This window comes from Streptomyces exfoliatus (assembly GCF_000725545.1).
GTDB lineage: Bacteria > Actinomycetota > Actinomycetes > Streptomycetales > Streptomycetaceae > Streptomyces > Streptomyces exfoliatus.
The window spans coordinates 260761-273983 of record NZ_JNZP01000003.1; the positions used below are offsets into that span (position 1 = coordinate 260761).

The following is a 13223-nucleotide window of genomic DNA, read 5'->3' on the forward strand; positions in this document are numbered from 1 at the left end:
AGGCCAACAAGCGTTGACACTCCATTCGGGCCGCCTCTACAGTTGCCAACAAGCGTTGACCAACAGGCGTTGGCCAACGGACGTGGGCACCCTGGAGGCAGCCATGAGCACCATGCGCACCACCGACACGGACGTTCTCGTCATCGGCGCGGGCCCCACCGGCCTGCTCCTCGCCGGAGACCTCGCCACCGCGGGCATCGACGTCACCCTCGTCGAGCGCCGCCCGCACGGCCTGAGCAACATGACCCGCGCGTTCGGCGTGCACGCCCGGACCCTGGAGCAGCTCGACGCCCGCGGCCTCGCGGACGAACTCCTCACCAAGGGCACGCCCCTCCCCCGCGCCCGGCTCTTCGGCCGGCTCGACCTCGACCTCACCCGCCTGCCCAGCCGCTTCAACCACCTGCTCGTCACCCCGCAGTACGAGGTGGAGCGCCTCCTGGAGCGCCGCGCGAGGGACGCCGGAGTCACCTTCCGGTACGGCACGGAGCTGCGCGGACTGCACCAGGACGCCGACACGGTCACCGCGGAGCTCACCGGCCCGGACGGGGCGCCGCTCACCCTCGGCGCCCGCCACCTGGTCGGCACGGACGGCGTCCGCAGCGCGGTCCGCACGGCCCTGAACCTGCCGTTCCCCGGCAGCTCCGTGATCCGCTCCATGGTCCTCGCCGACGTCCGCCTCACCGAGGAACCCGGCAGCCTGTTCACCGTCAGCGGCTCCGGCGACACCTTCGCCTTCCTCGCGCCCTTCGGCGACGGCTGGTACCGGGTGATGGGCTGGAGCCGCACCAGGCAGGTCGCCGACAGCGAGCCCGTCGACCTCGACGAGGTCCGCGAGATCGCCCGCCGCGCCCTCGGAACCGACTACGGCATGCACGACCCCCGCTGGATCTCCCGCTTCCACAGCGACGAGCGCCAGGCCCCCGCCTACCGGGTGGGCCGGGTCTTCCTCGCCGGAGACGCCGCCCACGTCCACTCCCCCGCCGGCGGCCAGGGCATGAACACCGGCCTGCAGGACGCCGCCAACCTCTCCTGGAAGCTCACCGCGGTCCTGCGCGGCGAGGCCCCCGACCCCGAGGCGCTCCTCGACAGCTACCAGTCCGAGCGGCACCCGGTCGGCGCCATGGTGCTGCGCAGCAGCGGCGCGATCGTGCGCCTCGCGATGGCGCACACCCCGCTCACCCGGGCCGCCCGCGCCCTCGCCGCCCGCTTCCTGAACGTGGTGCGGCCCGCCTCGGCCCGCACCATGGGAATGATCAGCGGAATCGGCATCGCGTACGCGCCGCCGGCGGGTTCCGGCCGACCCGCGGGCCGCCGCGCGCCGGACGTGCGGCTGCGCGAGGGACGGCTGTACGAGCTGCTGCGCGCGGGCGAGTTCGTCCTCGTAGCCCCGGCGGGCGAGCCCCCGGCCCTGCCCGGGACCACGCCCGCCTCCCCCGCGCGCCTCGTACGGGCCACCTGGACCGACCCGGCGCGCAGGACGGCGGTACTGGTCCGCCCCGACGGCTACGTCCACTGGACGAGCCGCTGAACCGGAGCGGCGATCAGAAGGCGTGCTCAGAAGACGTACGGGTCCCCGGTCGAGAGCACGAGAACCCGATGCCGGTCGTTCGCCGGGTTCCGGTCGGTCACCCCGTCCCGCCAGGCCGTGGTGATCTCCACCGTCAGCTCGTCCGGGAAGCCCGCGGTCCGCAGGTCGAGCGCCAGCTCACCGACACCCCCCACGGCGCGCAGCTCGCCCGTCCGGCACGACACCACCCGGTCACTGCTCCACAGACACGCCTGGGGCAGCTCCTGGCCGCCCGCCATCGGCTCGGAGAAGGCGAGCCGGACCGTCGCCTGGGAGAGGTGGGAGGGGCCGTGGTTCTCGCTGACGAGCCAGACACCGACCCTCCCGTCCCAGAGGGAGACATGACCGTGATGAGCCAGATCCGCCTCGACCCGGGCCTCCGGCCCCACGACATCGACACCCACACCGGGACCGGGACCCGGACCAGGCCCCGGACCGGGAGCGGCGCTCGCACCCGCACTCGCACCCGAGCCCATCACCACCGCGGCCGCGAGAGCGACCCCGAGCACACCCTTCCGCATTGCACGCATGGAGCCCAAAATACCCACACATCATCCGATATTCTGACAATCCATCAGCCTGCGTGTCCCCGGCACGTGGCACGCTGCCTCCATGCTGACCGCCCGATCCATCGCCCTCTTCGCCCTCGCCGCGCTCTTCGAGATCGGCGGCGCCTGGCTCGTCTGGCAAGGCGTCCGCGAGCACCGCGGCTGGATCTGGATCGGCACCGGAGTGCTCGCCCTCGGGATCTACGGCTTCGTGGCCACCCTCCAGCCCGACGCCGAGTTCGGCCGCGTCCTCGCCGCCTACGGCGGAGTCTTCGTCGCCGGCTCCATCGCCTGGGGCATGGCGGCCGACGGCTACCGGCCCGACCGCTGGGACGTCATCGGCGCCCTCGTCTGCCTCGCCGGCATGGCCGTGATCATGTACGCCCCCCGAGATCGCTGACCGCCGCCCCCGCCTATCCTGACCGGGCGACGACGTCATCGACCACCCGCGCGAGGAGCACCCGTCATGACTGCCCCCGGCACCCCCATCGCCGTCATCACCGGAGCGAGCAGCGGAATCGGCGCCGCCACCGCGCGGCAGCTTGCCGCCGCCGGCTACCGCGTGGTCCTCACCGCCCGACGCAAGGACCGCGTCGAGGCCCTGGCCGCCGAGATCAACGAGGCCGGCCACCAGGCCACCGCCTACGCCCTCGACGTCACCGACCGCGCCGCCGTCGACGAGTTCGCCACCGCGTTCCGCACCCTCGCCGTCCTCGTCAACAACGCGGGCGGCGCCCTCGGCGCCGACCCGGTCGCCACCGGTGACCCGGCCGACTGGCGTCAGATGTACGAGGTCAACGTCATCGGCACCCTTCACATGACCCAGGCCCTGCTGCCCGCCCTCACCGCGAGCGGCGACGGCACGGTCGTCGTCCTCTCCTCGACCGCCGGCCACTCCACCTACGAGGGCGGCGCCGGCTACGTCGCCGCCAAGAACGGCGCCCGCGTGCTCGCCGAGACCCTCCGCCTGGAGATCGTCGGCACCCCGGTCCGCGTCATCGAGATCGCCCCCGGCATGGTGAAGACGGACGAGTTCGCCACCACCCGCTTCCGGGGCGACACCGACAAGGCCGCCAAGGTCTACGCCGGCGTGGCCGAGCCGCTGACCGCGGACGACGTCGCGGACACCATCACGTGGGCCTGCACCCGCCCCCCGCACGTCAACATCGACCTCCTCGTCGTCCGCCCCCGGGCCCAGGCGTCCAACACCAAGGTCCACCGCGAGCTCTGAGGCCACGAGCTCTGGGACCACGGGAAGGGGCCGGCGCGCGTCGCGCCGGCCCCTTCCCGTCCCCCGGGCCATGACTCAGCCCTTCACACAGATGACCTGCTTCAGCTTGGCGACGACCTCCACCAGGTCCCGCTGCTGGTCGATGACCTTCTCGATCGGCTTGTAGGCGCCCGGGATCTCGTCCACGACACCGGAGTCCTTGCGGCACTCGACGCCCCGCGTCTGCTCCTCGAGGTCCTTCGTCGAGAAGCGCCGCTTCGCCGCGCTCCGGCTCATCTTCCGGCCGGCTCCGTGCGACGCCGAGTTGAAGGACGCCTCGTTCCCCAGGCCCTTCACGATGTACGAGCCCGTGCCCATCGAACCCGGGATGATCCCGAACTCCCCGGACCCGGCCCGGATCGCGCCCTTCCGCGTGACCAGCATGTCCATGCCCTCGTACCGCTCCTCCGCCACGTAGTTGTGGTGGCAGGAGATCACCTGGTCGAAGGTCACCCGCGCCTTGCGGAACTCCCGCCGGACGACCTCCTGGAAAAGGGCCATCATGATCGCGCGGTTGTACTTCGCGTACTCCTGCGCCCAGAAGAGGTCGTTCCGGTAGGCCCCCATCTGCGGGGTGTCCGCGACGAAGACCGCCAGGTCACGGTCGACGAGACCCTGGTTGTGGGGCAGCTTCTGCGCTTCGCCGATGTGGTGCTCGGCGAGCTCCTTGCCGATGTTCCGGGACCCGGAGTGCAGCATCAGCCAGACCGCACCCGACTCGTCGAGGCAGAACTCGATGAAGTGGTTTCCGCCCCCGAGCGTTCCCATCTGCTGGGCCGCCCGCTCGCGACGGAACTTGACCGCGTCCGCGACCCCGTCGAACCGCGACCAGAAGTCGTCCCACCCCGACGTCGGGAACTGGTACAGCCGCCCCGGGTCCACCTCCGTACGGTGCAGGCCCCGGCCCACCGGAATCGCCTGCTCGATCTTCGACCGGAGCCGCGACAGATCGCCCGGCAGGTCGTTCGCCGTCAGGGAGGACTTGACCGCCGACATCCCGCAACCGATGTCCACACCGACCGCCGCCGGACAGACCGCCCCCTGCATCGCGATGACCGAACCGACCGTCGCGCCCTTGCCGTAGTGCACGTCCGGCATCACGGCCAGGCCCTTGATCCACGGCAGCGTCGCCACGTTCTGCAGCTGCTGCATCGCACCGCCCTCCACCGTGGCAGGGTCGGCCCACATGCGGATCGGTACTTTCGCCCCAGGTACCTCTACGTACGACATACTCCCTCGATTCCCCCGAAAAGTCTGATAACGCAAAAACCGGAGCCAAAGCCCGTACAGGTGACAGCGGACCGGCATCAACAGCTGCGTGTGCGATAGACATTGTGTCCATCGGCCGGGTTCGCGCGGCAAACAGTTTTCGGGAAAGACTTCGGGAGAGGGAGCCTGGGACCGTGCAGCGAAAGAGGTACACCCCCGGCCGCACCGGGTCCGCGGCTCGCACCGCCGTCGTCCTCACCCTCGGCCTCGGCCTCGGGATCGGCCTCACCGGATGCTCCGCCGGCACCCCGGTGGACGACATCGCCGTGGACGCCAAGGCCGGCCCCGCCGCCCCGGTGGCGCCCCCCGGCCGCTACCGCACGCTCTTCGAGCCCTGCGGCTCCGTCCCGCAGGCCACGCTCAGGGACCTGCTCCCCGGCGCCGCCACGCTGGCCGACCGCGAGCGCGACAAGGCGTACCGCGGCACCGCCGCCGTCACGTACGACACCGACCGGCGGGTCGGCTGCACCTGGCGGGCCGACACCCCGGACACCTCGCACCGGCTCGTGCTCGACGTCGAGCGGGTCGTGTCCTACGACACCGCCGTCAGCGACGACGACAGGGCGCAGGAGGTGTACGTCCGCAAGCAGCTCGCGGCGGGCATCCCGCTGCCCCCGACCGCCCCGCCGACCCCCACGGGACCGGCCTCGGCGACGGCCCCGACCCCGACCTCGACGACCGCGCCGGGCACCCCCCCGGGCAAGACCCCGCCCGGCAGCTCGGCCGCGCCGGACGGCACCCCGACGGCCAGGTCCACGACGGCCGGCGCCACCGGCGGCGCCGCCACGGGCGACCCGACCACCCCCGACCCGGCCTCCACAGGTCTGGAGCCCCGCGTCCTCGAAGGCCTCGGGGACATCGCGTACCTGGACGACGTCGTCAGCGCCGGCGGGGCCAACAGCCACCAGCGGGTCGTCAGCGTGGTGTTCCGCACATCCAACGTCATCGTGACGGTCTCCTACCGTGAACAGACCACCGGTTCCGGCGAGGCCCCGGACAGCGCGGAACTGCAGGAAAAGGCCCGGAATCTGGCCCGGCTGCTCGCCGAGCGCCTGGAGGAGTAGCCGTCCGGCTCCGCTCCGCGAGCGGACGGCGACCACGTAACGTGTCGGCGTACCGTGGCCCATCCGCACCGTGCCCGTGGCCGCCGGACCCCGGCAGGACCGTACGACAAGCGACTGAAGGAACCATGCAGCGATCAGCCCCGCGACTCACCCGCATACTCGCCTGCGCCGCCGTCCCGGTGATGCTCGTCGTCGCCGGCTGCTCCTCCGACTCCGGCGACAGCGGCTCCGGCAAGACGGGATCGAAGGACAAGGCCGGCGCGTCCGCGTCCGCGACCCCCTCGCCGTCACAGACGACGAAGAAGGTCGAGCCGGCGAAGTTCGCGGAGCTGCCCCAGGCCTGCAAGTCGATCGCGGCCAAGACCACGGAATCGCTGGTGCCGAAGGCGAAGACCAAGAACGGCACGCCCGCCGTCTCCAGCGACCTCGCCAGCCGCGGCGGCTGCTCGTGGAACGGTCTCGCGGACAAGGGCGTGAAGGGCTCGCAGTACCGCTGGCTCGACGTGTCCTTCTACCGGTACGAGTCGGACGCGGCGCTCGGCAGCGGCCAGGAGCGCGCCCAGGAGAACCTGGCGAAGGAGCTCGCCAAGGTCCAGGGCACCCAGGGTGCCAAGAAGCTCCGCACCACCACGGCGACGGGCATCGGCGACGAGGCCAAGACCGTCACGTACCAGCTGCGCAAGACCGACGAGGACTTCGTCTACGGCGCCGTCGTGGCGCGTACGGGCAACGTCCTGGTGCTGCTGTCGTACAACGGCGCGGGCTACGCGGGCGCGCCCACCCCGTCGGAGAAGACCATCGTGGACGGCGCCGTGAAGGCGGCCAAGGAGGCCGTGGCCGCGGTCGCCGCCGCCAACAAGTAGTCACGAAGAAGTAGGCACGAACAAGTCGTCACAAACCCACGCAGTCCGGCACGTCCGTACGGAGCCCGTCCCTCCCCCGGGGGCCGGGCTCCGCACACATGTGCCACTCTGTGCGCGCGGGATGTCGAATGACGGGGAGGGGATCGCGGGTGGCCGCGATGCAGCTGACACGCACACACCGGATACTCATCGGCCTCGTCATCGCCGGTGCGCTGATCATCGCGGGGATCGGTTTCGCGGGGTCGTACTCCGCGGTGCGCGAGCTCGCCGTGCAGAAGGGCTTCGGCACCTTCTCGTACTTCTTCCCGATCGGCATCGACGCGGGCATCTGTGTGCTGCTCGCCCTGGATCTGCTGCTGACGTGGCTGCGGATCCCGTTCCCGCTGCTGAGGCAGACGGCCTGGGTGCTGACGGCGGCGACGATCGCCTTCAACGGCGCCGCCGCCTGGCCCGATCCGCTGGGTGTCGGGATGCACGCGGTGATCCCGATCCTGTTCGTCGTGGCCGTCGAGGCCGCGCGGCACGCCGTGGGCCGGATCGCGGACATCACGGCGGACAAGCACATGGAGGGCGTGCGGCTGACCCGTTGGCTGCTGTCCCCGGTGCCGACGTTCCGCCTGTGGCGCCGAATGAAGCTCTGGGAGCTGCGCTCGTACGAACAGGTCATCAAGCTGGAGCAGGAGCGGCTGATCTACCAGGCGCGGCTGCAGGCCCGTTACGGCCGGAGCTGGCGCAGGAAGGCCCCCGTGGAGGCGCTGATGCCGCTGCGTCTCGCCCGGTACGGCGTCCCCCTGGCCGAGACGGCGGCGGCGGGCCTCGCGGCGGCGGGCATCGAACCGGCTCTCCTGCCCCCGCAGCAGCAGACACCCGCGCAGCAGCTCCCTCAGCAGCCCCAGCAGCCCCAGCAGCCCCAGCTGCAGCCGGCGACGGTGGCGCAGGCGGGTCCGCCGCAGCAGCTCCCCCAGGGACAGCCGGACGTACCGACGGGTGAAGCCCTGGTCAACGGCAGCCCCTGGTTCCACGCCCAGCAGCTCCCGCCCGAGGCCCACGAGACGGCGTACGCCCCGCAGATCGCCGAGGGCCTGGAGCCGACGCCGGTGGCCATCCCGCTCGGCCCGGAGGACATGTCGCTCGGGGACCCCCGCCAGGAGCAGGGTCCCGAGGGCTTCGAGCCGTACCCGGAGTACGTCGATCCGGAGCCGCCGGCCGACGACTTCGAGGAGACCGTCTACAAGCTCACGTGGTCCTACAGCCACGAGAACAAGCAGTTCCCCAGCGCGGCCGAGCTGGAGCAGCTGGTCGCCGCGCACTACGGCATGCCGGAGTTCCCGGACACCGACGTGCTGCACCGGCTGACCCCCGCGATCCAGCAGCGGATCCAGCAGGAGATGGCCGACTTCGACACCCCCTGACCCACCGGAAGACAGCCGAAAGGGCCGCCCCCGCACTCCGGGAGGCGGCCCTTTCGCCTGTTTCAGGTACTCACCTGCTCAAGCGCTCACGCGCCGAGCAGCTTCCTCACCCGGTCCGCGCCCACGGCGAGCAGCAGCGTGGGAAGGCGCGGCCCGGTCTCCCTGCTGACGAGGAGCTTGTAGAGCAGGGCGAAGAAGGCGCGCTGCGCGAGCTTCAGCTCGGGCGTCGGCTTGGCCTCCGGGTCGAGACCGGCCATGACCTTCGGGACGCCGTAGACGAGGGTGGTGAGCCCGTCGAGCGACCAGTGGGTGTCGAGGCCCTCCAGGAGCAGCCGGAGCGACTCGCGGCCCTCGTCGTCGAGGGAGCCGAGGAGCTCGGTGTCGGGCTCGTCGCGGACGATGGTGCGCTGGTCGGCCGGGACCTGGCTGGTGATCCAGTTCTCGGCGCGGTCGAGGCGCGGCCTGACCTCGTCGAGGGAGGTGACGGGGTTCTCCGGGTCGAGCTCGGTGAGGATCCGGAGGGTCTGCTCGTCGTGGCCCGCGGTGATGTCCATGACCGAGGCGAGCGTGCGGTACGGCAGCGGGCGCGGGGTGCGCGGCAGCTCGCCGGCAGCGGTGCGGGCCGCGCGGGTGTGGGCCGCGGCGTCGGCGGGGAGCACGGTGCCGTCCGCGACCTTGGCCTCCAGCTTGTCCCACTCGTCGTAGAGCCGCTGGATCTCCTGGTCGAAGGCGATCTTGAAGGACTGGTTGGGCTTGCGGCGGGCGTACAGCCAGCGCAGCAGCGGCGCTTCCATGATCTTCAGCGCGTCGGCGGCGGTCGGTACGCCACCGCGCGAGGAGGACATCTTGGCCATGCCGCTGATGCCGACGAAGGCGTACATCGGGCCGATGGGCTGGACGCCGTCGAAGATCTCGCGGACGATCTGGCCGCCGACGACGAAGGACGAGCCGGGCGAGGAGTGGTCGACGCCGGAGGGCTCGAAGATGACGCCCTCGTACGCCCAGCGCATCGGCCAGTCGACCTTCCAGACCAGCTTGCCGCGGTTGAACTCGCTGAGCTTCACGGTCTCGGCGAAGCCGCAGTTCACGCAGGTGTAGGCCAGCTCGGTGGTCTCGTCGTCGTAGGAGGTGACCGTGGTGAGGTCCTTCTCGCACTGTCCGCAGTACGGCTTGTACGGGAAGTAGCCGGAGGCGCCGCCGGAGCCGTCGTCCTCGCTCGCCGCGCCGGAGCCCTCCTCGGCCTCCAGCTCGGCCTCGTCGACGGGCTTCTGCGACTGCTTCTTCGGCGCCTTCTTCGTCCGGTACTGGTCGAGGATGGCGTCGATGTCCCCGCGGTGCTTCATGGCGTGCAGGATCTGCTCGCGGTAGGCACCGGCGGTGTACTGCTCGGTCTGGCTGATGGGGTCGTACTCGACGCCCAGCTCGGCCAGCGACTCGACCATGGCGGCCTTGAAGTGCTCGGCCCAGTTGGGGTGGGGCGAGCCGGCGGGGGCCGGGACGGAGGTCAGCGGCTTGCCGATGTGCTCGGCCCAGGACGCGTCGATGCCCTCGATGCCGTTCGGCACCTTGCGGTAGCGGTCGTAGTCGTCCCAGGAGATCAGGTGCCTGACCTGGTACCCGCGGCGGCGGATCTCGTCGGCGACCAGGTGCGGGGTCATGACCTCGCGGAGGTTGCCCAGGTGGATCGGGCCGGAGGGGGAGAGGCCGGAGGCGACGACGACCGGTTTGCCAGGCGCACGTCGCTCCGACTCGGCGATGACCTCGTCCGCGAAACGGGAGACCCAGTCGGTCTCGGTGCTGCTCTGAGCCACGGTCGGTACGTCCTTCTTCCTGAGGGGTTCTGCCTGACAAGCCCTACGAGAGCCATTCTCCCAGACGGAACGACACTGTCCGGGGTTGTCCACAGGCGGGGAAATCACGTTGCGCTCCCATGGGACACTTGACAAGCGAATTAGACCTGACGAACTCAACAGGAACGGAAGCTCATGGCCTCGGTCCCTTCCCTCGCTTCGACCGTGCAGCAGCGCCTCGCGGACGGACTCACGGCAGCACTGCCGGAGGCCGCGTCCGCCGACCCGCTGCTGCGACGAAGCGACCGGGCCGACTTCCAGGCCAACGGCATCCTGGCGCTGGCCAAGCAGCTCAAGGGCAATCCCCGCGAGCTGGCGACCCGGGTCGTCGCCGCGATCCCGGAGAACGACGTCCTGAAGGACATCGAGGTCTCGGGCCCCGGCTTCCTGAACATCACGGTGACGGACGCGGCGATCGTGCGGACCCTCGCGGCCCGCGCCGCCGACGCCCGGCTCGGCGTGCCGTTCAACGAGTCGGCGGGCACGACGGTCATCGACTACGCCCAGCCGAACGTGGCGAAGGAGATGCACGTCGGGCACCTGCGCTCCGCCGTCATCGGCGCCGCGATGGTCGAGATCCTGGAGTTCACGGGCGAGAGCGTGGTCCGCCGTCACCACATCGGCGACTGGGGCACCCAGTTCGGCATGCTCATCCAGTACCTGATCGAGCACCCGCACGAGCTGGACCACAAGGCCGAGGACGGCGCGGAGATCTCCGGTGAGGAGGCCATGTCGAACCTGAACCGGCTCTACAAGGCCTCGCGCGCCCTCTTCGACTCCGACGAGGAGTTCAAGACGCGGGCCCGCGCGCGCGTGGTGGACCTCCAGGCCGGCGACGAGGAGACGCTCGCGCTCTGGCAGCGGTTCGTCGACGAGTCGAAGATCTACTTCTACTCGGTCTTCGACAAGCTCGACATGGACATCCGGGACGCCGACGTGGTCGGCGAGTCCGGCTACAACGACATGCTCGTGGAGACCTGCCGGATCCTGGAGGAGTCGGGCGTCGCCGTCCGCTCCGAGGGTGCGCTGTGCGTCTTCTTCGACGACGTGAAGGGCCCGGACGGCAACCCGACCCCCCTGATCGTCCAGAAGTCCGACGGCGGTTTCGGGTACGCGGCGACGGACCTGTCCGCGATCCGCGACCGGGTGCGGAACCTGAAGGCGACGACCCTGCTGTACGTGGTCGACGCCCGCCAGTCGCTGCACTTCAAGATGGTCTTCGAGACGGCCCGCAGGGCCGGCTGGCTGAACGACGACGTGAAGGCCGTCCAGCTGGCCTTCGGCACGGTCCTCGGCAAGGACGGCAAGCCGTTCAAGACCCGCGAGGGCGAGACGGTCCGGCTTGTGGACCTGCTGGACGAGGCCGTGGACCGCGCCACGTCGGTCGTGCGCGAGAAGGCCGAGAAGGTGGGCCTGACCGAGTCGGAGATCGTCGAGAACGGCCAGTACGTGGGCATCGGCGCGGTGAAGTACGCCGACCTGTCGACGTCCGCCGCGCGGGACTACAAGTTCGACCTGGACCAGATGGTCTCGCTGAACGGCGACACCTCCGTGTACCTGCAGTACGCGTACGCGCGGATCAGGTCGATCTTCGGGAAGGCGGGCGACCGTGTGCCGCTCGCCCACCCGGAGCTGGAGCTGGCCCCGGCGGAGCGGGCGCTCGGCCTGCACCTGGACCAGTTCGCCGAGACGGTGTCCGAGGCGGCCACCGAGTACGCGCCGCACAAGCTCACCGCGTACCTGTACCAGCTGGCGTCGCTGTACACGACGTTCTACGCGGAGTGCCCGGTCATCAAGCCGGAGCCGGCGCAGGAGATCGCGGAGAACCGCCTCTTCCTCTGCGACCTGACCGCCCGCACGCTCCACCAGGGCATGTCCCTGCTGGGTATCCGGACCCCCGAGCGCCTCTGACACCGAGGCGCCTCGAAACGAAGCCCCCGGCACGGAATCCCGTGCCGGGGGCTTCGTCGTCAGCGAATGGAGTGCGAGGTCCGACCGGACACCTCGTCGATTTCCGTATGCGCCTTCTGGAGCAGCTGGGAAGCGAGGTCCATCAGGGCGCGCGCCCCGGCGATCTCCTCACCCACCCGCAGCTGCTCCGGATCGGAGGGGTGACGGTTGGCGGTTCCGTGGGCCCGGAACTCGGTGCCGTCCGTGAGCCGGACCATGGCCGCGGCCCGCGTCCGGTCGCCCTCCTCCTGGAACTCCATCTCCACATGCCATCCGACAAGCGTGTGCATCATGAGGACCACCTCCAGCGAGGTACCTGTCGGCTACCTCTCCAGGGTGCGCCGGACGGCCCTCACCGGCGAGCCGACCCCAGGGTCTGAGCGACTTCGGTGGCCCAGTAGGTCAGGATCATGTGCGCCCCGGCCCGCCGGATGCCGGTCAGTGTCTCCAGGATCGCCTTCTCCCGGTCGATCCACCCCTTCTCGGCGGCGGCCTCGACCATCGCGTACTCGCCGCTGATCTGGTAGGCGGCGACGGGCACGTCCACGGACTCGGCGACCTTCGCGAGCACGTCCAGGTAGGGCCCGGCGGGCTTCACCATCACCATGTCCGCGCCCTCCTCCAGGTCGAGCGCGAGCTCGCGCATCGACTCGCGGAGGTTGGCGGGGTCCTGCTGGTACGTCTTGCGGTCGCCCTTGAGCGAGGAGCCGACGGCCTCGCGGAAGGGGCCGTAGAAGGCGGAGGAGTACTTCGCGGTGTACGCGAGGATCGACACGTCCTCCTTGCCGATGGTGTCCAGGGCGTCGCGCACGACTCCGACCTGCCCGTCCATCATCCCGGAGGGGCCGACCACATGAACACCGGCGTCGGCCTGGACCTGGGCCATCTCGGCGTAACGTTCCAGCGTGGCGTCGTTGTCGACCCGGCCGTCGGCGTCGAGGACGCCGCAGTGGCCGTGGTCGGTGAACTCGTCGAGACACAGGTCCGACATGATCACGAGGTCGTCGCCCACCTCGGCCTTCACGTCACGGATGGCGACCTGCAGGATGCCGTCCGGGTCGGTCCCGGCCGTACCGAGGGCGTCCTTCTTGCCGTCCTCGGGCACGCCGAAGAGCATGATCCCGGAGACTCCGGCGGCGAGCGCCTCGGCCGCGGCCTTCCGCAGGGTGTCCCGCGTGTGCTGGACGACTCCGGGCATGGCCTGGATCGGCACGGGCTCGGTGATCCCCTCGCGCACGAACGCGGGGAGGATCAGATCGGAGGGGTGCAGCCGGGTCTCGGCCACCATCCGCCGCATGGCGGGCGTCGTCCGCAGCCGCCGCGGCCGCGCCCCGGGAAAGGATCCGTACGAGTTCATGCCCCCGAGGCTACGCCCGCCCAAACAGTGCTCTTACCGACACATTGTTGCCGCCGTCCACGTTGTGGGCATG

Annotated in this window: 12 protein-coding genes; 7 read left to right on the forward strand and 5 right to left on the reverse strand. The window is 70.7% G+C overall.

The genetic code is table 11. From position 1 onward, the window contains the following. The first annotated feature begins 103 nt into the window (after positions 1 to 103). The gene (locus tag IO20_RS0106155) at positions 104 to 1528 is read left to right on the forward strand and encodes an FAD-dependent monooxygenase (RefSeq protein WP_030546824.1); all 1425 of its coding nucleotides are present in this window, start codon (positions 104 to 106) and stop codon (positions 1526 to 1528) included. 26 nt (positions 1529 to 1554) lie between these two features. Here the strand turns inward: IO20_RS0106155 and IO20_RS0106160 are convergent, their stop codons facing one another. Then, positions 1555 to 1971, reverse strand: coding sequence for a hypothetical protein (locus tag IO20_RS0106160; RefSeq protein WP_245684876.1), 417 nt, complete (start codon positions 1969 to 1971; stop codon positions 1555 to 1557). A 208-nt stretch (positions 1972 to 2179) separates the two neighbouring features. Here IO20_RS0106160 and IO20_RS0106165 point away from each other — a divergent pair, with 208 nt between their 5' ends. Then, entirely contained in the window at positions 2180 to 2515 is a 336-nt protein-coding gene (locus IO20_RS0106165; RefSeq protein ID WP_030546828.1) for a YnfA family protein, read from the forward strand. A 66-nt stretch (positions 2516 to 2581) separates the two neighbouring features. Beyond that, complete coding sequence (locus tag IO20_RS0106170; RefSeq protein WP_030217022.1) at positions 2582 to 3346, forward strand: SDR family NAD(P)-dependent oxidoreductase; 765 nt, start codon at positions 2582 to 2584, stop codon at positions 3344 to 3346. Positions 3347 to 3421: 75 nt separating this feature from the next. Here IO20_RS0106170 and IO20_RS0106175 read toward each other — a convergent pair whose 3' ends face one another. After that, positions 3422 to 4615 carry an RtcB family protein gene (locus IO20_RS0106175; protein WP_030546830.1) on the reverse strand — a complete coding sequence of 398 codons (1194 nt, stop codon included), beginning with the start codon at positions 4613 to 4615 and terminating at the stop codon, positions 3422 to 3424. A 173-nt stretch (positions 4616 to 4788) separates the two neighbouring features. On the opposite strand from IO20_RS0106175, the gene IO20_RS0106180 reads away from it, so the two are divergent. From IO20_RS0106180 to IO20_RS0106190, 3 genes are all read left to right on the forward strand, one after another. Beyond that, entirely contained in the window at positions 4789 to 5718 is a 930-nt protein-coding gene (locus tag IO20_RS0106180) for a hypothetical protein (protein ID WP_030546832.1), read from the forward strand. Between the two features lie 125 nt (positions 5719 to 5843). Continuing rightward, positions 5844 to 6581 (forward strand): hypothetical protein, encoded by a 738-nt coding sequence (locus IO20_RS0106185; RefSeq protein ID WP_030546834.1) that lies wholly within the window; start codon positions 5844 to 5846, stop codon positions 6579 to 6581. Positions 6582 to 6730: 149 nt separating this feature from the next. Continuing rightward, entirely contained in the window at positions 6731 to 7993 is a 1263-nt protein-coding gene (locus tag IO20_RS0106190) for a DUF2637 domain-containing protein (RefSeq protein WP_030546836.1), read from the forward strand. Between the two features lie 86 nt (positions 7994 to 8079). Here the strand turns inward: IO20_RS0106190 and lysS are convergent, their stop codons facing one another. After that, positions 8080 to 9804, reverse strand: coding sequence for a lysine--tRNA ligase (gene lysS, locus IO20_RS0106195; protein WP_030546838.1), 1725 nt, complete (start codon positions 9802 to 9804; stop codon positions 8080 to 8082). A gap of 174 nt (positions 9805 to 9978) precedes the next feature. Between lysS and argS the strand changes: the two genes are divergently transcribed. Beyond that, entirely contained in the window at positions 9979 to 11754 is a 1776-nt protein-coding gene (gene argS / locus IO20_RS0106200; protein ID WP_030546840.1) for an arginine--tRNA ligase, read from the forward strand. A 59-nt stretch (positions 11755 to 11813) separates the two neighbouring features. On the opposite strand, the gene IO20_RS0106205 is transcribed toward argS, so the two are convergent. Continuing rightward, on the reverse strand, positions 11814 to 12083 hold the full coding sequence (locus tag IO20_RS0106205; RefSeq protein WP_030546842.1) for a DUF1876 domain-containing protein: 270 nt from the start codon (positions 12081 to 12083) through the stop codon (positions 11814 to 11816). A gap of 62 nt (positions 12084 to 12145) precedes the next feature. After that, complete coding sequence (gene hemB, locus IO20_RS0106210) at positions 12146 to 13150, reverse strand: porphobilinogen synthase (RefSeq protein ID WP_030546844.1); 1005 nt, start codon at positions 13148 to 13150, stop codon at positions 12146 to 12148. Between the last annotated feature and the right edge of the window lie 73 nt (positions 13151 to 13223).

Excerpts from the sequence above, each read along its gene's own strand:
- hemB (WP_030546844.1), bottom strand. The coding sequence starts at position 13,150 with ATGAACTCGTACGGATCCTTTCCCGGGGCGCGGCCGCGGCGGCTGCGG.
- argS (WP_030546840.1), top strand. The coding sequence starts at position 9,979 with ATGGCCTCGGTCCCTTCCCTCGCTTCGACCGTGCAGCAGCGCCTCGCG.
- IO20_RS0106165 (WP_030546828.1), top strand. The coding sequence starts at position 2,180 with ATGCTGACCGCCCGATCCATCGCCCTCTTCGCCCTCGCCGCGCTCTTC.
- IO20_RS0106205 (WP_030546842.1), bottom strand. The coding sequence starts at position 12,083 with ATGCACACGCTTGTCGGATGGCATGTGGAGATGGAGTTCCAGGAGGAG.
- IO20_RS0106170 (WP_030217022.1), top strand. The coding sequence starts at position 2,582 with ATGACTGCCCCCGGCACCCCCATCGCCGTCATCACCGGAGCGAGCAGC.
- IO20_RS0106155 (WP_030546824.1), top strand. The coding sequence starts at position 104 with ATGAGCACCATGCGCACCACCGACACGGACGTTCTCGTCATCGGCGCG.
- IO20_RS0106175 (WP_030546830.1), bottom strand. The coding sequence starts at position 4,615 with ATGTCGTACGTAGAGGTACCTGGGGCGAAAGTACCGATCCGCATGTGG.
- IO20_RS0106185 (WP_030546834.1), top strand. The coding sequence starts at position 5,844 with ATGCAGCGATCAGCCCCGCGACTCACCCGCATACTCGCCTGCGCCGCC.